The sequence below is a fragment of the Roseovarius sp. MBR-51 genome (assembly GCF_053628575.1).
The window spans coordinates 214305-233249 of sequence record NZ_JBRJGQ010000004.1; the positions used below are offsets into that span (position 1 = coordinate 214305).

At 61.5% G+C, this 18945-nt stretch carries 18 protein-coding genes and 1 pseudogene; 14 read left to right on the top strand and 5 right to left on the bottom strand.

Annotated features, from left to right (window positions below):
• Positions 1 to 25: 25 nt before the first annotated feature.
• From ACSSVY_RS07510 to ACSSVY_RS07535, 6 genes are all read left to right on the top strand, one after another.
• On the top strand, positions 26 to 715 hold the full coding sequence (locus ACSSVY_RS07510) for a hydrolase (RefSeq protein WP_454268786.1): 690 nt from the start codon (positions 26 to 28) through the stop codon (positions 713 to 715).
• A 61-nt stretch (positions 716 to 776) separates the two neighbouring features.
• Positions 777 to 2741: an amidohydrolase gene (locus tag ACSSVY_RS07515; protein WP_454268787.1), complete on the top strand. Its 1965-nt coding sequence runs from the start codon at positions 777 to 779 to the stop codon at positions 2739 to 2741.
• A 46-nt stretch (positions 2742 to 2787) separates the two neighbouring features.
• Positions 2788 to 3180: a DoxX family protein gene (locus tag ACSSVY_RS07520; RefSeq protein ID WP_454268788.1), complete on the top strand. Its 393-nt coding sequence runs from the start codon at positions 2788 to 2790 to the stop codon at positions 3178 to 3180.
• On the top strand, positions 3177 to 3476 hold the full coding sequence (locus ACSSVY_RS07525; protein ID WP_454268789.1) for a GNAT family N-acetyltransferase: 300 nt from the start codon (positions 3177 to 3179) through the stop codon (positions 3474 to 3476). Before ACSSVY_RS07520 ends, ACSSVY_RS07525 begins: the two co-directional genes overlap by 4 nt.
• Positions 3460 to 5055, top strand: a complete 1596-nt coding sequence (locus ACSSVY_RS07530; RefSeq protein WP_454268790.1) for an MFS transporter — start codon at positions 3460 to 3462, stop codon at positions 5053 to 5055. Before ACSSVY_RS07525 ends, ACSSVY_RS07530 begins: the two co-directional genes overlap by 17 nt.
• A 31-nt stretch (positions 5056 to 5086) precedes the next feature.
• Positions 5087 to 6049: a pirin family protein gene (locus ACSSVY_RS07535; protein WP_454268791.1), complete on the top strand. Its 963-nt coding sequence runs from the start codon at positions 5087 to 5089 to the stop codon at positions 6047 to 6049.
• Positions 6050 to 6117: 68 nt separating this feature from the next.
• Here the strand turns inward: ACSSVY_RS07535 and ACSSVY_RS07540 are convergent, their stop codons facing one another.
• Positions 6118 to 6519, bottom strand: coding sequence for a RidA family protein (locus tag ACSSVY_RS07540; RefSeq protein ID WP_454268792.1), 402 nt, complete (start codon positions 6517 to 6519; stop codon positions 6118 to 6120).
• A 271-nt stretch (positions 6520 to 6790) separates the two neighbouring features.
• Between ACSSVY_RS07540 and ACSSVY_RS07545 the strand changes: the two are divergent.
• A pseudogene (locus tag ACSSVY_RS07545) lies at positions 6791 to 7618 on the top strand (VOC family protein); the annotation flags it as partial.
• Positions 7619 to 7744: 126 nt separating this feature from the next.
• Here the strand turns inward: ACSSVY_RS07545 and ACSSVY_RS07550 are convergent.
• A complete protein-coding gene (locus ACSSVY_RS07550) occupies positions 7745 to 8467 on the bottom strand; it encodes an SDR family oxidoreductase (RefSeq protein ID WP_454268793.1) in 723 nt (240 codons plus the stop codon).
• 115 nt (positions 8468 to 8582) lie between these two features.
• Between ACSSVY_RS07550 and ACSSVY_RS07555 the strand changes: the two genes are divergently transcribed.
• On the top strand, positions 8583 to 9467 hold the full coding sequence (locus ACSSVY_RS07555; RefSeq protein ID WP_454268794.1) for a LysR substrate-binding domain-containing protein: 885 nt from the start codon (positions 8583 to 8585) through the stop codon (positions 9465 to 9467).
• A gap of 108 nt (positions 9468 to 9575) precedes the next feature.
• Here ACSSVY_RS07555 and bla read toward each other — a convergent pair whose 3' ends face one another.
• Positions 9576 to 10460, bottom strand: coding sequence for a class A beta-lactamase (bla, locus tag ACSSVY_RS07560; RefSeq protein ID WP_454268795.1), 885 nt, complete (start codon positions 10458 to 10460; stop codon positions 9576 to 9578).
• Between the two features lie 229 nt (positions 10461 to 10689).
• Between bla and ACSSVY_RS07565 the strand changes: the two genes are divergently transcribed.
• The 5 genes from ACSSVY_RS07565 (at position 10690) to ACSSVY_RS07585 (ending at position 16484) form a co-directional block, all read left to right on the top strand.
• Entirely contained in the window at positions 10690 to 11607 is a 918-nt protein-coding gene (locus ACSSVY_RS07565) for a LysR family transcriptional regulator (RefSeq protein WP_454268796.1), read from the top strand.
• A 195-nt stretch (positions 11608 to 11802) separates the two neighbouring features.
• Positions 11803 to 12420 carry a TetR family transcriptional regulator gene (locus tag ACSSVY_RS07570; RefSeq protein WP_454268797.1) on the top strand — a complete coding sequence of 206 codons (618 nt, stop codon included), beginning with the start codon at positions 11803 to 11805 and terminating at the stop codon, positions 12418 to 12420.
• A gap of 54 nt (positions 12421 to 12474) precedes the next feature.
• Positions 12475 to 14706 carry a prolyl oligopeptidase family serine peptidase gene (locus tag ACSSVY_RS07575; protein ID WP_454268798.1) on the top strand — a complete coding sequence of 744 codons (2232 nt, stop codon included), beginning with the start codon at positions 12475 to 12477 and terminating at the stop codon, positions 14704 to 14706.
• A gap of 156 nt (positions 14707 to 14862) precedes the next feature.
• Positions 14863 to 15282: a GNAT family N-acetyltransferase gene (locus ACSSVY_RS07580; RefSeq protein ID WP_454268799.1), complete on the top strand. Its 420-nt coding sequence runs from the start codon at positions 14863 to 14865 to the stop codon at positions 15280 to 15282.
• A 260-nt stretch (positions 15283 to 15542) separates the two neighbouring features.
• Positions 15543 to 16484, top strand: coding sequence for a CPBP family intramembrane glutamic endopeptidase (locus ACSSVY_RS07585; RefSeq protein WP_454268800.1), 942 nt, complete (start codon positions 15543 to 15545; stop codon positions 16482 to 16484).
• Positions 16485 to 16641: 157 nt separating this feature from the next.
• Here ACSSVY_RS07585 and ACSSVY_RS07590 read toward each other — a convergent pair whose 3' ends face one another.
• Positions 16642 to 17730, bottom strand: coding sequence for an alpha/beta hydrolase (locus ACSSVY_RS07590; protein WP_454268801.1), 1089 nt, complete (start codon positions 17728 to 17730; stop codon positions 16642 to 16644).
• Positions 17731 to 17765: 35 nt separating this feature from the next.
• Entirely contained in the window at positions 17766 to 18620 is an 855-nt protein-coding gene (map, locus tag ACSSVY_RS07595) for a type I methionyl aminopeptidase (RefSeq protein WP_454268802.1), read from the bottom strand.
• A gap of 116 nt (positions 18621 to 18736) precedes the next feature.
• Here map and ACSSVY_RS07600 point away from each other — a divergent pair, with 116 nt between their 5' ends.
• Positions 18737 to 18943, top strand: coding sequence for a ParD-like family protein (locus tag ACSSVY_RS07600; RefSeq protein WP_454268803.1), 207 nt, complete (start codon positions 18737 to 18739; stop codon positions 18941 to 18943).
• The last annotated feature ends 2 nt before the right edge of the window (positions 18944 to 18945 follow it).

An 18945-nucleotide genomic window follows, 5' to 3' on the forward strand; every position in this document is an offset into this window, starting at 1 on the left:
TCAAAACCGAAGAAAGACCACGAACATGTCCAAAACCGAAGTTCTTACCCCCGCAAACAGCCAACTGATCTTCATCGACCACCAGCCGCAGATGGCCTTTGGCGTGCAGTCGATTGACCGTCAGGTGTTGAAGAACAACACAGTGGGTCTGGCCAAAGCTGCAAAGATCTTTGATGTTCCGACCACAATCACCACAGTCGAAACCGATGCTTTCTCGGGCCACACCTATCCCGAACTCCTGGACGTTTTTCCCGAAGCACCGCTATTGGAGCGGTCTTCGATGAACTCATGGGACGACCAGAAAGTGCGTGACGCGCTGGCCAAGAATGCCTCCAACGGTCGCAAGAAAATCGTGGTGTCGGGCCTGTGGACCGAGGTGTGCAACACCACCTTTGCGCTCAGCTGCCTGCACGACACTGACTACGAGATATATATGGTCACGGACGCGTCGGGCGGCACCACGCTTGAAGCGCATGACCGAGCAATGGACCGGATGGTTCAGGCGGGCGTTGTGCCGGTCACGTGGCAACAGGTGCTGCTGGAATGGCAACGCGACTGGGCACACCGCGACACCTATGACGCCGTGATGGCATTGGTTCGCGAGCATTCGGGTGCCTACGGCATGGGCGTCGATTACGCTTATACGATGGTTCACAAGGCCCCTAGCCGCAGTCAACACACCGGCAAACGTCTTGATCCGGTAGCCGCAAAGTAAGTCACTCTGGCTGCCGCGGCGCACGCTTCGGCGGCCCGATCTTCTGAAGCTGGAGAACATCATGTCTACACGCCGCCGCACCGTCCTGGCGGGTCTGGGGGCCACCACGGCCCTTGGCCTGATCCATCCCCGATTTGCCTGCGCACAGGAAGAGACCATGACCGACACCACGCTCATCTTGCGAAACGGCAAGATCACCACGCTTGATCCCGACACGCCCGACGCCACGGCGATCGCAATCATTGACGGCAAGGTGGCCGCTGTCGGTACGGATGCAGATGTGATGCGGCTGCATGGCGATGATGTGGACAAGGTCATCGACCTTGGGGGCCGCCGGGTGATCCCCGGTCTGAACGACAGCCACACCCATGTGATCCGCGGCGGTCTGAACTACAATATGGAACTGCGCTGGGAAAACGTGCCATCGGTCTCTGACGCTCTGGCGATGCTGCGCAAGCAGGCCGCCAACACGCCCGCGCCGCAGTGGGTGCGGGTCGTCGGCGGATGGTCGGAATTCCAGTTTGCAGAACGACGGATGCCCACGCTGGACGAGATCAACGACGCGTCTCCGGACACGCCGGTGTTCGTGCTGCATCTCTACGCCGCAGCCCTTCTCAACCGCGCGGCGCTCAGGGCGCTCGGCTTTACCAAGGACACGCCCAACCCTCCCGGTGGAGAGATTGCCCGCGACGCCAAGGGCAACCCCACTGGCATGCTGATTGCGCGGCCATCGGCGTTGATCCTCTATTCAACGCTGGCGCAGGGGCCGAAGCTGGCCATTGAGGACCAAAAGAACTCGACCCGCCATTTCATGCGCGAGTTGAACCGTCTGGGCGTCACATCGGTGATTGACGCAGGCGGTGGCGGTCAGAATTATCCTCAGGACTATGATGTCATTCAGTCGCTGCACGACGCGGGCGAGATGACGCTGCGTGTGGCCTACAACCTCTTCGCGCAGACCGCAGGACAGGAACTGTCGGATTATGAGCGCTGGATTGGCATGACCGAACCGGGGGCTGGTGACGATTGGTTGCGGATGAACGGCGCGGGGGAGAACCTTGCGTGGTCGGCGGCTGATTTCGAGAACTTTCTGGAGCCGCGCCCCGATCCCGCGCCGGTGATGGAGGAGGAACTGGAGCGGATCGTGGAGTTGCTGGCGACGAACGAATGGCCGTTCCGCATCCATGCCACCTATGACGAGACCATCGACCGGTTCCTGAACGTGTTCGAGCGGGTCAACGGCACCACGCCGTTCAAGACGCGGTTTATCATCGACCACGCCGAAACCATCAGCACCCGCAACATCGAACGCATCAAGGCCTTGGGTGGCGGCATTGCCACCCAGCACCGCATGGCGTTTCAGGGTGAATATTTCGTGGACCGCTACGGGGCGCAGGCCGCCGACGCCACACCGCCGATCCGCGAGATGCTGAACACCGGTCTGCCCGTGGGCGCAGGCACCGACGCCACGCGCGTCGCCAGCTACGATCCCTGGGTTTCGATGCACTGGCTGACGACGGGCAAGACTGTGGGAGGGACGACGCTTTACGGTGATGACAAACTGCTCAACCGCGAGGAAGCTTTGGCGCTTTGGACCACCGGCTCGGCGTGGTTCTCGGGCGAGCAATCGGTCAAGGGTCGCCTGACGGTGGGCATGTACGGTGATCTTGCGGTGTTGTCCGACGATCTGATGAACGTGCCCGATGGCAAGTTGCGCGGAATTACGTCAGTGATGACCGTGGTCGGCGGCAAGGTGGTCTTTGCCGAGGGCGACTTTGCCGACCACAACCCGCCGCTGCCACCCGCCAGCCCTGACTGGGCCGCCAACGCACAGTTTGCCAGCCCGGCGCAACGGCAGGCATCGCTGGCACCCGCCTCGATGGACATGCGCGCTTGTCATGACGGCTGCTCTAACGGCTGTGGCCTGCACGGCCACAGCCACGGCATCGCATGGGCCAATCCGATACCTGTACGCGACGCATCGGCGTTCTGGGGGGCATTGGGATGTGCATGCTTTGCGGTTTGAACACGGGCGGGCGCGGGGAGCGCGCCGCTGGACAGGGGGCAGATCAATGTACCTGAGCCGTGCCTTTGTGACCGCGACCAACGTGGTTATTACATGCCCCTTCTGGGCCAGTGCCTTGGTCAAAGCTGCCGATTTTGACGGCACCGTGGCCGAGGTCGCCGCTATGGGTCTGCCCTTGCCTGTCTTCGTCGCCGCCATGACGGTTCTGGTGCAACTGGGCGGTTCCATCAGTCTGATCACTGGACTGTTTGCGTCTGTCGGGGCCGCCATGCTGGTGCTCTTCTCAGGGGCAGCGTCGGTTCTTGCTCATCATTTCTGGAGCATGCCACAGGACGCCTTCCTTCCGAATTTCGCAGCGTTCACGGCCAACATGGGCCTGATCGGCGGGCTGATCGCCGCGGCGATACTGATCAGACTCCAAGAGGACACGTATCCATGACATCACCAAAAATCACCTATACCGAGACAGACAGCAAGGGCCGCTATGCGGCAACCGTTGAGGGCAAGATCGGCGAGGCTGACCTGACCACCTCCAAGCTCTCGGACACGCTTGTGATCGCGGATCATACCGACGTTCCGGACAGCATGCGCGGCACCGGCGTCGGTCGGGCGCTGGCCGAACAGTTGATTGCGGACGCGCGCGCCAAGGGTCAGCGCATCGTGCCGCTGTGTCCCTTTGTGCGGGCCCATGCCATGAAACACCGCGAAGAGCTGGCCGATGTTATCCAGTGGTAACGCTCCCTTAGCGGTCAGCGCCTATGCGCCCTTCGGTCAAGCCGCCTTTGTCTTGCTTTGGACCGCAACGTTGATTTCCAACATCGGCACGTGGATGCACGATGTGGGCGCGGGCTGGTTGATGACCACGCTCGATCCCAGCCCTGCGGTTGTCACATTGGTGCAGGCGGCGACGACCCTGCCGGTGTTCTGCTTTGCCCTGCTGGCTGGAGCATTGGCGGACCGTTTGGACAAGCGGCGGATGCTGCTGGGGATCAATATGGGGCTGCTGGTCGTTGTCAGCCTGTTGACCGTGCTGGTCTGGTTAGAGGCGATGACGCCGGTGCTGCTGATCGTCTTTACGCTGGTGATTGGAACGGGTGCTGCCTTTATGGCCCCTGCATGGCAGGCCATCGTGCCGCAACTGGTGCCGCGCGAGCAGTTGAAGCCTGCCATCGCGCTGAACTCCATGGGCATCAACATATCGCGCGCCATCGGTCCGGCAATTGCTGGGGCGCTGATCGCCAGCGTCGGCCTTGCCGCACCTTTCGCCGTCAACGCCCTCAGCTTTCTGGTCATTCTCACGGCACTGGCGCTCTGGCGGCCCGAGAAGACCGAACGGCGACGTCCGACCGGATCGCTCTTGTCTGACATGGCGACCGGCCTGCGCCATGTCCGCCACAACCCCGCGATGCTGGCCACTGTCGTGCGGGCTGCGGCGTTCTTTTTGTTTGCTTCGGCCTATTGGGCCTTGTTGCCGCTGATCGCGCGCAGTGCCGAAGGCGGCGGAGCGACGCTTTACGGTGCGCTGATGGCACTGATCGGGGCGGGGGCGGTGACGGGTGCCGTGCTTTTGCCCCGGCTCCAGCGGGTCGCCTCCTCGGACGCGACCGTGCGGATCGGCACCGCAGGCACGGCACTTGCGCTGATCCTGATGGCTGTGGCGCAAGTTCCCGTGGCCCTGCTGGTGGCTGCGTTCATGGGTGGCATGTCGTGGATCGCCGTGCTGAGCTCTTTCAACGTCTCTGCGCAGACCGCCCTGCCGAACTGGATCCGGGCGCGGGGGCTTGCCGTGTTCCTGATGGTGTTCTTCGGCTCAATGGCGCTGGGGTCGATCCTTTGGGGGCAGGTGGCGGCGGCGACGTCCATCGCAACGGCTCTGTTCATTGCCGCTGTAGGCCTTGGCGTCGGCGCTGTCCTGACGCGCAACCTGACGATCGGTCAGGGCGAGGCGCTGGATCACAGCCCGGCGTCCGTCTGGCCCGAAGCGCCGACGCATGCAGGTGCACAAAGTGGTGACCAGCCCGCGATGGTCACTGTCGAATATCGCATCCGGCCCGAGGACACGGCGGAGTTTCAAAAACGAATGAAGGCGGTCGCGAAAGAGCGGCTACGCAACGGTGCCACACAGTGGTATGTTCACCAAGGCGTCGAGGAGCCTGCTCTCTGGCTGGAGACCTTTCATCTGCCGAGTTGGGCCGAGCACCTCGAACAGCATGGTCGTGTCAGCGTTGCGGATATGGACACCCACCGGAGCCTGCGCAGCCTGCACCAAGGACCGGATGCACCCCGCGTGCGTCACTATATCGGATCGCACTAGACCTCCCTCTCAACCTGCAAAGGAGACTTACATGAGCTGGAACCCGACCCATACCCCCGAATGTCCAACCACTGGCAACGACGCGCTTGAAACGCTTATTATTCCGCGCGCCCGCGATCTGGGGGGCTTCGAGGTGCGGCGCGCACTGCCCTCGCCAGAGCGCCAAATGGTGGGGCCGTTCATCTTTTTCGACCAGATGGGCCCCGCTGAATTCATCACCGAAGGCGGCATCGACGTGCGGCCGCATCCGCATATCGGCCTCGGCACTGTGACCTATCTGTATAATGGCGAATTCGAACACCGCGATAGCATCGGCACGCATCAGATGATCTATCCCGGAGAGGTGAACTGGATGGTCGCCGGCAAGGGCGTGACGCACTCCGAGCGCACCAGCGCCGAAACACGCGCGACGCGCCACAAGGTCTTTGGCATCCAGACATGGATCGCCCTGCCCGAAGATCGCGAAGAAATGGAGCCGGATTTCGAGCATCACAAGGAAAAAGCGCTTCCGGTGCTGCGTGATACCGGAGCTGAAGCGCGGCTGATCCTTGGATCGGCCTATGGCGAGACCAGCCCCGTCACGATGCAATCCGAGACCTTCTATCTTGATGTGGTTCTCGAGCCCGGCGCGGCCTTTCCTCTGCCAGACAACCACGAGGATCGCGGGCTGTATATTACCCAAGGTTCAATCGAAGTTGCAGGCGACCACTTTGACGAGGGGCGAATGATGGTGTTTCGTCCCGGGGATCATATCTCGGTCAAGGCGGGCCCTGCCGGCGCGCGGTTGATGGCATTGGGCGGGGCCACGATGAACGAGAAGCGGTATATCTGGTGGAATTTCGTTTCCTCTTCGAAAGACCGCATCGAGCAGGCCAAGGAAGACTGGAAAGCAGGTGACTGGACCAAAGGGCCGTTCCGTCTTCCGCCCGGTGATGACGCAGAATTCATCCCGATCTCTGCGGAACTGGATCGGACAAGCCCCAAACAGTTGTAAGGGTTGAAAGTTCGTCCACGGCACAACATCGTACGCCGCGCTGTCATGGCGCGGCGTACGAGAGTGTATCAGGCCGGTGCCGGAACGCGGGCGATGACCTTGATCTCAAAGTCGAACCCCGCAAGCCAGGTCACGCCGATTGCGGTCCAGTTCGGGTAGGGTGCCTGATCAAAGACGGTCGACCGTACTTCCATGATGTCCGCGAATTGTGGGTCCGGGTCGGTATGGAAGGTGGTGACGTCGACGATGTCGTCGACCGTACATCCGGCGGCTTTGAGCACAGCCTGAAGATTTTGGAAGGCAAGCGCGACCTGTTTCTTGAAGTCGGGTTCCGGCGAGCCGTCTTCGCGGCTGCCCACCTGGCCGGAGACAAAGACCAGATCGCCTGATTTGATCGCTGCAGAATAGCCGTGTTCTTGGTAAAGCGCATGGCGGTCTGCGGGGAAAATTGCTTCGTTTGCGAGTTTCATTCTGTCCTCGGGATTTCGTAGGTTGAAGGGATACCACTGTTTTAGATACGCAACGTATGTGAAATGGGAAGATACGCTGCGTATGTCAATGGATGCGGGCTGTGGATCTAAAGCGAAGTTAGATGTGTCTGGGAGACGCCGTGTGCTGCACAAACCGGAAAGGCAGCAAGATCGGCAGGCTTTGCGGTGCAAGTCCACGGAAGTCCGAGACTTTACGAGGGATTTTTCGTAGTTCCGGCAAAAGAGAAATACAACGCAAGAGGTCAGGAAAATGAGCGCGACGCCTAGCACGAAATCTGTAACTGGCATTCATCACGTCACCGGCGTTACCGGTGACGTGCAGGCCAATGTGGATTTTTACGCCGGTTTCCTTGGCCTCAGGCTGGTGAAACAGACCGGCGGGTATACGGATGCCGAACAGTTGCACGTGATTTACGGTGACGGCATCGGCAGTCCGGGATCGCTGCTGACGTTTCTCGTGTGGGAGGCGTCGGGACGGGGCCGGACCGGCATCGGACAGGTCTCAGAGGTGGCGCTTGCCGTGTCGCCCAGATCCTTGGGTGACTGGGTGACCAAAGCGCTCGCGGCCAACGTCCCGTTCGAGGGGCCATCGCGCGAGTTCAATGAACCGGTGCTGCGGTTGAAAGACCCCGACGGGCTGATCGTGAAGCTTGTGGGCATCGACATGCCGACGGCGGCTGCGCTGGCTGATGCGCCCACGCGGGTGCGGGGCGTTACGGTTTTGACCGACAGGGCGGACGAGACCGCATCGTTTCTGTCCAGATTTGGATATGAGCCGGGCCTGCGCGAGGGCCTGACGCAACGTGTGGTGTCCGACACAGATGCGGTCGATGTGCGGGAAGTGTCGGGTTTCGTGCCATCCGTCGCCGGCGCAGGGGTGCCGGACCACGTAGCGTTCCGCGCGCCGGATGCTGATGCCATTCGATCCATGCGCCTTTCGCTCAGAGGTCATGGGCCGACCGACGTTCACGACCGGAAGTATTTTGTGTCGCTTTATGTACGTGATCCGGCGGGTATTCTGCTGGAATATGCCACGGACGGGCCAGGGATGACTGTCGACGAAGCGCCGGACGCGCTTCGTGCCGGATACGGTTGTCGTCGGTGACCCACATCCCGACGTAAGGGTGCTGGTCGGCGCGGACGAATTCGGCGCCGATGGCCAGAAGGGCGGCGGTGAGCATGATTGACTTCTCCATGGTGGACCTCAATTTGCGGATGCTGTGGGGCGGATGGTGATTTCGGTTGTGTCCACGGTCGCCGGGGCGTCGATCAGCTGGCTTACGGCGCGTGCGATATCTGCCGGTTTCAGCGCAATAGCTCGGTAATCCCCCATAAGCGCCTGCGTCTCCTCGTGGGTGATGGTGGAGGCGAGTTCGCTCTCCACCACGCCGGGATTGACGCAAGTGACGCGAATCGAGGTGCTTTCCTGGCGCAGCCCGTCCGAGATCGCGCGCACCGCGAACTTTGTGCCGCAATAGACTGCCGCCGTCGGTACGGCCTGCAACGCGCCGATGGAGCCGATGTTGATGATCTGGCCTTCGCCCTGGCGTTCCATGATAGGCAGGACGGCGCCGATCCCCCACAAGACACCCTTGATGTTGACATCCACCATCCGCGCCCATTCGTCGAATTTGAGGGAGGACATGGGCGACAGGGGCATGACGCCGGCGTTGTTCACAAGCACGTCGATGCGGCCCCACAGGTTGAGCGCCGTCTGCGCAAACTCCTGCATGGAACCGATGTCGGTGACGTCGAGCGACCATGTGGCGACTTCGGCACCGTGGCCGCGCAGCTCCTCTGCGATGGCGTCGAGCCGATCCGTGCGGCGCGCGCCTATCAGCACCTTCGCGCCCCGGGCCGCAAGCTCGCGGGCGATGCCTTCGCCGATGCCGCTCGAGGCTCCGGTGATCAGTATGACCTTGTCCATGGCTTTCTCCTTTTCAGCCTGATTACACGGAGCAACATGGACGAAGGCGGCTGTAGAGGGTATTAGTCTAGTGCTGAACTGGGTGGTTAGCGTTGCGCGACAATGGAGGCGCCGGATGGACCTGAACCTGCTGCCGCTGCTGCTTGCTGTCGCCGAGGAGCGGAACTTCCGCGCCGCTGCGGACCGGCTTGGTGTCACGCGGTCCGCCGTAAGCCAAGGCATACGTCGGCTTGAGGATGCCGTGGGTCTGCAGCTTGTCATGCGGACAACTCGCGCAGTGCGTCTGACGGAGGCCGGGGAGAGGCTAGTGGAGAGCCTCCGCGCGCCGTTGGGGGCGGTTCAGGACGCGCTTGAGGTGAGTACGGACGCGCCCAGTGGCAGGCTGCGGCTGGCCGTCACCTCCATCGCCGAGGACTTCCTGTCGGGGCCCTTGCTGGCGCGCTTTGCCGAAGCACACCCCAAGGTCACATTGGACGTCACTGTGACGGACGACGAGTTGGATATCGTCGCGCATGGCTACGACGCGGGTGTTCGCCTTGGCGAAGTGATCGAGCAGGACATGATCGCCGTGCCCGTCAGCGGCCCGCAATCGGAATTGGCGGCGGCGTCACCCCGCTACCTTGCGGAACATGGCGCACCGGAGCATCCAAAGGATCTTCTGGATCACCGCTGCATCGGGTGGCGGCCCGGTCCCGACACGGCCCCGTGGCGATGGGAATTCGAGCGGGACGGCAAGCCCTTCGATGTCATGGTCGATCCGCAAGTGACGACAAACGACTTGCGTCTGATGTTGCGTGTGGCGCTCGCGGGAGGCGGCATCACCTTCGCGCCACGCGACTGCATGCGGGATCATCTGGATAGTGGCGCGCTGGTCCCGCTGCTGATGGACTATCTGCCGCCATTTGCGGGCTTCTACTTGTATTTTCCGCAACGAGAGCACATGGCCCCCAAGCTGCGGGCTTTGATCGACCACGTTCGCCAGTGGCGCGGTGCGGGCTGATCACGATTTCGCGGTCGGAGCCTCGAAACCGCAGCCTGGAAGTCTCTGCGCGCTTCGACTTGCGTCAGTGGAGGGGGCCGCGCCAGGTTGGGCGCGGCCGCGACTATCTTACCGGCTTGTCACGACCTGCATGACGGCTTCGGACAACTCGATCACCGCGCCGTTGCGGGTGGTGAAGTCGGCATCTGCATCCGACAGGAAGATTGCGATGAAGTAGGGCTCCCGATCCGGAGGCGTTACCATCGCCACGATGTTGCGGTTGAAATTGCCGCTGCCCGACCTGTCCGCGACATGCCAGTCTTCCGGAGTGCTTGCGCGTATCAGGGCGCCGGAGACGCCACCCTCGCTCATCCAGTCGACCAGTTGCGCGCGCGATTGCGGTGTAAGGGCGTCGCCCGTCAGCAACCTCTCCATCGTCGACGCCATCGCTTCGGGCGTGGTTGTATCGCGCGGGTCGTCCGGCGCGAAGGTGTTCACCTCCGGCTCGCGGCGGTCCAGACGGCTCATCGGATCGCCGATCTCGCGCAGAAATGCGGTCACGCTTTGCGGTCCGCCAATTCGGTCTATCAGCAGGTTGGTCGCCGTATTGTCGCTCATGTCGAGGGCTGCATGACACAGCTCACCCACGCTCATCGTGTCGCCGACCATCGTTTCAGTGACAGGGGCGTACTCGAGGACATCTGCCGCCTCGATCGCAATCCGTTCGCCAAGGTCGAGGTCGCCTTCGTCAACGCGATGCAAGACGGCGCCGCACAGCATGGTCTTGAAGGTGCTGGTCATCAGAAAGCGTTCGTCGTCACGATAGCTGACGGACCAATCTGAGGTGCTGTCGCGGATCACAAGTCCGACGCGCGCGTCGAGGTCTTGTTCGATGCGGTCGATGGTTGCGGCAAGATGCAGTTCCGGGTTCTGGCCGAAGGCAGGGGCGCCCGTCAGCAGTGAGAGGGAAAGCCCGGCAGCCAGTAGAGGCAGCATAGCGGGATGTGTCAACATGGGTTCATCCTTGTCTGAAACGATGGCGCACGGCACTGGTTCGTCGCCTGCTCGAGGCGAGTGATGACGAGCGGCCATCAAGGTCTGGAATTTACGAGACATTAATTGATGTCACGCCTTGCCCCTTAGTTTGCTGCTTTACGGCCATCAAACGACAAAGTATCACCCCCGACATTAGCTGGAGTAATGCCGATGGATCGCCCCGGACCTGCCTCTGAACGGACTCCGCGTGTTCGAGGCGGCCTACAGGCAGGGCAGTTTCACCCGCGCCGCCATAGAGTTGCGCGTCACCCAAGCCGCGGTCAGCCATCAGGTGGCAAGGCTCGAGGATCGGCTCGGCGTCACATTGTTCGTGCGCGCATCCGGCGGATTGGTGCCGACCGATGAGGGCAGGGCGCTTTACCCCGTTCTGGAACACGGCTTCGACGCGATGGCGCGGACGCTCGACCGCATCACCGGACATCGCCACATCGAGACGTTGAAGATCGGTGTTGTCACGACCTTTGCCGTCGGTTGGCTTTGGCCGCGTTTGCCTGAATTCCGGCGGGACCATCCGTCGATTGACCTTCGCATCTCGACCAACAACAACCGCGTCGAGATCCTGCGTGAAGGGCTCGACATGGCGATCCGCTATGGCAGCAGTTCCTGGACCGGGCTTGAGTCTGACGTGCTGCTCGAAGCGCCGCTCGCACCGCTATGCGCGCCGTCGATGGCCGAATATTTGGCGACTCCTGAATACCTCGGCCGCGAGGTCCTGCTGCGGAGCTATCGCGGCGATGAGTGGTCGCGCTGGTTCGCAGCGGTGGGGTCGCCCTGTCCACCGCTCACCGGTCCCATGTTCGACACATCGCTGGCCATGGCCGAGATTGCATCGGACGGCGGGGGCGTGGCGCTCCTTCCCATGGACATGTTCACGCGCCACGTTGCAGAAGGGCGGCTGGTTCAGCCGTTCTCGACGATGTTGTCCGCCGGCAGCTACTTCCTGACATGGCCTGCGGATCGGCCGCCCACACCCGCCACGGGGATTTCAGAAACTGGTTACGGGTTGCATCGGCAGAACCGGCCTCACGCACCACTGCCGAGCAGCTGTATCTACCAGCACTTCGGGATCGCCCAATCTGAGGGCTCTCGCAGCCTGCGGGCATGATCTGGCTTAGTTATTGATCATGGTGGGGCCTGGCGAGCCAAAAGAATAGCTATCCTCTTGCGCTCACTGTCACTAAGTGACATTTAGTGCTCGTGTCACTTAGTGACACGTTGGAGCGGGTGAGTCGCAACTCCTCACTTGCCGGAAGTGAAAGACCGCCCAATGGCATCATGGTGAGTGAACAGAGGACACAGAGTGACAGACGGATCGAGACTAGAGGACGCGCGGCTCGACGTGTCCCGACATGCAGCAAGGCTGTTCTGGGAGAAGGGCTTTGATGCGACCAGCGGTGACGACATAGCCGCCGCGGCTGGCATCTCGACGCGAACTGTCTGGCGATACTTCCGATCCAAGGAAGCCTGCGTCGAGCCGATGCTGAAAGTCAGCGAACTGCGCTTCGCGGCACTGCTCGGCCAATGGCCGAAAACCAAGAGCATCGACCAATTCCTGGCCCGGTCCATGACGGCATTCGTCTCTGACGATGCCTTCGTCCGGGACAGCATTGCCGCTGTCCGAATCCTCGCGATCCTGCATCGCGAGCCGGCCCTGCGCTCGGCCTGGCTCATGGCGTGTCACGCTGCGGAGATGGAGCTAATCGGCGTCGTCGCCGACCGTGCGGCGCGGACTGCGGACGATTTCGAGGTCAGGCTCTGCGCCGCTGCCATCACAGCGGCGATGCGCCTGGTGGACGAAGAGATCAGTGCGGCCGTGATCAACGGCGGTATGCACGTGACGTCTGAGGAGGCGACGGCCCGCATCATTTCGGCGATCCGGGCAACCGCGACACTACCGATCTGCGACGCCGTCGCCTGACGGCGGCAGCCCACTCAGGCCAGCGCGTCCGAAAGAAGTAAAGGAAACATCACCATGACAGCACAAAGCAGCCGGCCCGCCGGAGACACAACCATCCGCCAATTGCGCCGAAAACTGGCCGAGCGACAGGGGCGGCGCTCGATGACGATGCACCTTCTTCGAGGGACCGCCGCGGCGCTGCTCATGTCCATCGCCCCGGCTGTTGCACAGGAGAACCCACCGATGACCTACCCGGAAACACGTCAAACCGATACCGAAGAGGTGCATTTCGGCGTCACTGTCGCCGACCCGTTCCGCTGGCTGGAGAATGATCCGCGCCAGGATAACGAGGTCGCGCAATGGATTGCGGCGCAGAACGCCGTCTCAGCGCCCTATCTCGAGGGTCTTTCCGGGCGGGATGTCTTTCATCGCAGGCTGACGGCGATGTTCGACCACGAAACTTTGACCCCACCCGTCGAGCGTGGCGGCCTCTACTTCCTCACACGCAACGGTGGGCTCGACAACCAGGCGCAGCTTCTCGTGCGTGAAGGAGCTGACGGCGCAAACCGTATCCTGATCGACCCGAACACCTGGTCAGAGGATGGCACCGTGGCGCTGGCCGACTGGGCCGCCTCGCCCGATGGCGCGTTCGTGGCTTTTGCCATGCAGGACGGCGGGTCGGACTGGCGGACCATTCGGGTGAAGAAGACATCGACAGGCGAGATCCTGGACGACACGGTGGAATGGGCGCGGTTCACCACGATCGCCTGGCATCCTGATGGGTCGGGGTTCTACTATTCCCGGTTTCCCGAACCCGAGGCAGGGGCAGCCTTCAGCGCCGGCGTCGAAGGCCATGCCGTCTATTTTCATCGACTTGGTTCGCACCAGTCGAAAGATCGGCTGATCCATGTGGCGACGGCGGAACAAGCTCTGTTGCATACTGTCGATGTCACGCCGGATGGCCGTTACCTGATCGTCTACACGTCCGCGCTGACGGGGGGCGTTGCGGTCACGGTGACGGACCTGACTTCCGCCGATCCCGCGCCTGATACCATCATCGAAAGCTACGATGACCGTTGGCTCTTGCTAGGCAACGTCGGCACGAAACTCTTCTTTGCAACGCAGAAGGATGCGCCTCGGGGTCGGATCGTAACAATGGACCTCTCGGAGGCGCAGCCCGAGTTTTCGGAAGTGATCCCGGAACGGCCCGATGCAGTCTTGCGCGAAGGCGGATCCGCGATGCTGGGCGACCGGATGCTCCTGTCCTACACGATTGATGTCCAGTCGCAGGCCGAGCTCTACAATCTAGATGGAGCGTTCGAGGGTACCGTCCCGCTACCGGGGCCCGGCAGCACCGGCCTCGTCCGCGGCCGTCCCGGTGCGAACGAGGCCTTCTTCGCCTTCACCAGTTATGATGCGCCGCTGACCGTCCTGCGCCTTGACGTCGATGCAAACCGCACGACGGTCTGGGCCGAACCCGAAATCGCAGTCGATCTCGACACGATCACGGTCGAGCCGCATTTTTACGCCTCGCAGGACGGCACGCGGGTGCCCCTGTTTGTCGTTCGGCGCAAAGACGTTGACGGTCCGGCGCCGACAATGCTGAATGCCTATGGTGGTTTCGGGATCAGCATGGTGCCACATTTCTCGCCAGCCGCCATGGCCTGGGTCGAGCAGGGCGGCGTCTACGCAGTGGCGAATATTCGTGGCGGTGGCGAGTACGGCCAAGCGTGGCACCATGCCGGTCGGCGCGCCAACAAGCAGAATGCGTTCGACGACTTCATCGCCGCCAGCGAGTATCTGATCAACCAAGGCATCACGCCTTCCGATGGGCTTGCGATCCATGGCGAGTCCAACGGTGGACTGCTGATCGGCGCCGTCGTCAATCAAAGACCGGACCTCTTCGCGGCAGCCCTGCCGGGGGTGGGGGTGCTCGACATGCTGCGTTTCGAACGCTTTACAAGCGGCGTTACTTGGGTTGAGGAGTTTGGCAGCCCTGCAATCGAGGAAGAGTTCCAAACCCTTCTATCGTATTCGCCCCTCCACACAATCCGCGAGGGTGCGCGCTACCCTGCAATTCTTGTCACGACGTCGGATACGGATAACAGGGTCGTTCCCGCGCATTCTTTCAAATATGCGGCCACGTTGCAGGCCGTCGACATCGGGAACAGGCCGCATCTTCTGCGTGTGGAAACCCGCGCCGGGCACGGGACCGGCAAGCCAACTAACATGGTGATCGCAGAGTTCTCCGACATGTGGGCCTTTGCGGCCCACTGGACCGGGCTCGAGGTCAGGGAATTCGACTGAGCAAATCAGTAAAGAGCGCCCTCGCTTTCAGAGGCTGCGCAACATTCCGGTTACCTGACCGATACGTCCGGCAGAGGGTGAATGGATCACCACGGTCCCGGTTGCCGGTGCAGCTATCTCCTGATTTTCGCCAATTACCGATGAAAGGACACCTCAATGACCGAAATCCATCCAGCCAATGGTTCCGAGGATGAAGCACGAGGACGCATCTTGGCGCTACTCGATCAACATTCCAAGGCGGCCGGGAAATCATTCAAGTCCGAGATGGTGTTATTCGAGGCGCATGAAGACGGTCGTTACCTCGGTGGTCTTGCTGCCCGTTTTTCGCTTGATCTGAAGTGGGTGTTCGTCGAGCTCTTGGCAGTGGCCGAGGAGGGCCGCGGCAAGGGGATCGGTGGCCAGCTGATGGCGCGTGTCGAGCAGGAAGCACGCCTGCGAAGGATGGACGGCATTTGGCTCGACACTTTCTCGTTTCAGGCACCTGAGTTCTACAAGCGCTTGGGCTACAGCGAATTTGGCCGGATCGACGGTTATCCTGAGAACGAGGCAAGGCTCTTTTTTGTAAAGCGGCTCTGAGATCTGAAGGTCGAACCCTTCTGCAATGATTGGCTAAAACTCGACGTTGAATGCTTTCCAAGCGTTTTGGCGAAGGGGTCAGGATCTGGATACGAGTATCAACCCCGCAGATTTCCGCTGGGGCCGAGCTTGACATGCAACGGGTGCTCGAACGGGTTTCTACTGCACAGAGGACATCATCCGAAGGGCCCAAAGCGGGCCGCGATTGCGTAGGGCGCGGCATAACGCTCCTCGTGGGTGGACTGAAAGAAAGGAAGATAATGCGTAGCAAGAGCGAGAGTTGGTTCCTGGAACCTGACGAGATTATACGCGTACCTCGGGTTCCTGCCGACTTGGAATACCATCGCGTCTACGCGGGCGAAAAACGGAAGATCGGCCGAAGATTCGTCGCGGTCATCCTGCTATTTGCGGGTCTTATTGTTTTCGCGCAATTGTGCCTCGCCGTCGCCTCTACGGTCGACACCCATATCCTCGGGCGGACAGGCTTCACGCCCCTGATGCACGCTGCGGGGGCCCTTGCTTTGGCTCTACTCATTCCATACAGCATGCTGCTTCAGCGCTGGCTCTATGGAATTCCCACCCGCTCCCTGCATTCGGTGGCAGGACGATTCAGGTTCGGGGTGGTCGGCCGTGCGTTGATTGTATTCGGCCCCTTGCTCCTCATCGTCATGTCCGTCGGATTTCTTCTGACACCCGGTTCCAGGGTCCCATGGAGCACGGCGGACTTGGTCGCGTTCTTCATCATCGGTATGACGCTCACCCCGCTGGCTGCCGCTGGTGAGGAATACGGGCTTCGTGGCTTGATGTTCCGCGTTGTTGGCAGCTGGACACGCGGACCCATTTCCGGCGCAATCCTAGGGATCTTTGTCACGACGGTCTTGTTCTCGCTTTTTCACGGTACCTTGGACCCTTACATCCTTGGCTCGTATCTCGTGCTTTTCGGTGCAATGGCCATCATAACCTGGAGGACGGGGGGCCTTGAGGTCGCCGTCGTGCTGCACGCGGTCTACAACGTCAGCGCCATCGTCTTGGCCACGACGCTCCATCTCGACCTGGGAGGCGACCTGAGCAGGCGCGGTGAGATCGCCGGAACCCCCGCCAACCTCGTGCCGAGCGCCGGGCTTGTCGTCATCACCGCGATCGTCTGGTGGACCACGCGTAAGAGCGGACCGGCGCGGACGCCGGCGATATCGAGCGCGTGATCTGTATCGGTGAGCTCCGGAATTGCCTGAATCACGTTGCAATCAGCGGTTTTCGGAGATCGAGAGGAAACCCTTTGCATGAGCATGCTTCTACCTGTTTCCAGATCGACGCGTTGAACGCGATTGCTCCGCGCGTCGCGAGATGCTTCTCTTGGGTCTAGTCTTGCCTGATCGCGTCAACGAAGTCCGCAACCGCATCCACGACCGAAGGAGCAATCGGCATGGTCGTGTTGGCGTAAGTCGCGAGGTTCGCCGAGGGATCTTCGGATGCCACGGTCTTGAGGACGTGATTGACGTCTGGAAGCAATGCGAGGGTCGCATCAGGTGTGGCATCTGCCAAGATACGTGCGTCCGCCACGCTGACTTGCAGGTCGCGCGTGCCTTGCAGAATGAGCATGGGAACCTCGACACGAGCAGCCAGTTCAATAGGGTCGTAGGACATTGCGTCGATCAAGAAGCCCTGAACCTCTGCGCCAAAAAGGGGCCGCAGGGCGGGACTCATGGTGCCCGCATCGACCCTATCGCCGCGCTTTAGCGTCGCGAGTGCCGCCTCGGCCTCCTGCAGGAAAGGCGTATTCGCGGGGTTGGCGCGCAGCTGTTCGTCTATTACCTCATTCAAGGGTCGGCCAATGCTGGCGATCAAGATCAACCCACAAGCATCCGGCATGCGCGCAATTGCTGCCAAGGCGACCAGTCCGCCCTCGCTGTGCCCAATAGGAATGACGCAGCGCGTGCAGTCCTCCGCGGGCAGCCGCTTCCTGATGGCGGCCGTCCAGGCAAGAAGATCGTCGCCATAGCTTGCGATCGTCACATCGTTCGGGTCCAGAATGGCGCCCTCGGATCCGAACATGCCGCGCTTGTCGATGCGCACCGATGGGTAGCCCCGCTCGGCCAACGCTTCGGCAAGCAGTCTGTAGGGCGCCGCCGCGATGCCGAGAGGTGAATTGCCGTCGCGGTCAGTGGGACCCGAACCGGGCACGACCAGAAACACCGGCACGTCCGCCGGAAGCGGCCCACGCTCGGTCGGTAGGGTCAAGGTTCCCCTGAGGGGGCCAATCGGGCCCGATGCGGTCAGTTCTTCCTCTATCGGCATGATTTCTCCTGTGTCCAAATCGCCGCCTGTTTGAGTGCTCGCGGGCGATGTCATTGCGAATCCAAGCGATACGGCAAACAGTCGGGCGATGATGACGAGCGAAGGTTGCATGTGGATGATGCTCCATGAATTTTCTGAGTAGGGAATGGGCAACTGCGCGCCGCAGTCCTGCGAAGAGCTCAGATCGCTCAGGTTTGTGCAACCGCCAGATCGACCCCCGGCGCATGCAGGCCCTGGGGCGAGAGCGTGAATATCTCGAATCCTTCCGCGGTAACCCCGATCGAATGCTCGAATTGCGCCGACAATGACCTGTCCCGCGTCACGGCGGTCCAGTCGTCGGCAAGCATCTTCACGTCAGGCCGTCCGAGGTTGATCATCGGTTCCACGGTAAAGATCATCCCTTCCCGAAGTTCGGGTCCTGTGTTCCGTCTGCCGACATTCAGGATGTTCGGAGAGTCGTGAAAGACTCGTCCGATGCCGTGACCGCAGAAGTCGTGGACGACGGAACACCGCTGCGACGCCGCGTAACTCTGGATGGCATGACCGATGTCACCCAACCGAGCGCCGGGACGAACTGCCCGGATGCCCCGCATCATTGCCTCATGCGCGATACGGATCAGCCGCTCGGCGGCTCTCTTGGGTTTGCCCACGGCGTACATGCGGCTGGCATCACCATACCAGCCATCAAGGACAAGCGTCACATCCACGTTCACGATATCGTCCTCGCGCAGCTTTCGCGCCGTGGGGGTACCGTGGCACACCACGTGATTGACCGACGTGCAGCAGGGGTATTCATAGCCCTTGTAGCCCAAGGTAGCCGGTCGGGCGCCATGCGTTGCGGCGAAGTCGAGCACGAAGGTGTTGATCTCGGACAGCGGAGTTCCGTCCCGGACAAGGGCGGCGATCTCGTCCAGGCATTGGGCGGTCAGGGCCCCTGCGCGGCGCATGCCCGCGAAGGCGTCCGGCCCGTAGAGCTTGATGCGTTCCGTTCGCCGGGCGCTCTGCGCGGGCGGAGCGACAGGGACGTTGATGTAAGTGACCACCCGATGTCCCTTCTTTGTTGGTGAATCTTCTTGCCGGCGCCGCCCGATTGACGGATCATCACACCGAATATGCGTTTCGTATATGATTCGTATAATTGGGGAAAGGAGAGATCCGGATGGGCATCGTCAAGATCGCCGAGGACCTGCATGAGGAGCTGCGCAAGTCGAGCGCCGTCATGTGCCGTTCGATCAACGCTCAGGCCGAGTTCTGGATGAAGGTCGGCATGTTGGCCGAGGCGAACCCTGGCTTGTCCTACACCGAAATCATGGCCCGGCAACGCAAGCTGGCCGATGTGAAGGTGCCCGAGATCGACGCCGCCTGAGA

Excerpts from the sequence above, each read along its gene's own strand:
- bla (WP_454268795.1), bottom strand. The coding sequence starts at position 10,460 with ATGTTGACACATCCCGCTATGCTGCCTCTACTGGCTGCCGGGCTTTCC.
- ACSSVY_RS07585 (WP_454268800.1), top strand. The coding sequence starts at position 15,543 with ATGCGTAGCAAGAGCGAGAGTTGGTTCCTGGAACCTGACGAGATTATA.
- ACSSVY_RS07580 (WP_454268799.1), top strand. The coding sequence starts at position 14,863 with ATGACCGAAATCCATCCAGCCAATGGTTCCGAGGATGAAGCACGAGGA.
- ACSSVY_RS07575 (WP_454268798.1), top strand. The coding sequence starts at position 12,475 with ATGACAGCACAAAGCAGCCGGCCCGCCGGAGACACAACCATCCGCCAA.
- ACSSVY_RS07520 (WP_454268788.1), top strand. The coding sequence starts at position 2,788 with ATGTACCTGAGCCGTGCCTTTGTGACCGCGACCAACGTGGTTATTACA.
- ACSSVY_RS07600 (WP_454268803.1), top strand. The coding sequence starts at position 18,737 with ATGGGCATCGTCAAGATCGCCGAGGACCTGCATGAGGAGCTGCGCAAG.
- ACSSVY_RS07530 (WP_454268790.1), top strand. The coding sequence starts at position 3,460 with ATGTTATCCAGTGGTAACGCTCCCTTAGCGGTCAGCGCCTATGCGCCC.
- ACSSVY_RS07540 (WP_454268792.1), bottom strand. The coding sequence starts at position 6,519 with ATGAAACTCGCAAACGAAGCAATTTTCCCCGCAGACCGCCATGCGCTT.
- ACSSVY_RS07550 (WP_454268793.1), bottom strand. The coding sequence starts at position 8,467 with ATGGACAAGGTCATACTGATCACCGGAGCCTCGAGCGGCATCGGCGAA.
- ACSSVY_RS07535 (WP_454268791.1), top strand. The coding sequence starts at position 5,087 with ATGAGCTGGAACCCGACCCATACCCCCGAATGTCCAACCACTGGCAAC.
- ACSSVY_RS07510 (WP_454268786.1), top strand. The coding sequence starts at position 26 with ATGTCCAAAACCGAAGTTCTTACCCCCGCAAACAGCCAACTGATCTTC.
- ACSSVY_RS07555 (WP_454268794.1), top strand. The coding sequence starts at position 8,583 with ATGGACCTGAACCTGCTGCCGCTGCTGCTTGCTGTCGCCGAGGAGCGG.
- ACSSVY_RS07525 (WP_454268789.1), top strand. The coding sequence starts at position 3,177 with ATGACATCACCAAAAATCACCTATACCGAGACAGACAGCAAGGGCCGC.
- ACSSVY_RS07515 (WP_454268787.1), top strand. The coding sequence starts at position 777 with ATGTCTACACGCCGCCGCACCGTCCTGGCGGGTCTGGGGGCCACCACG.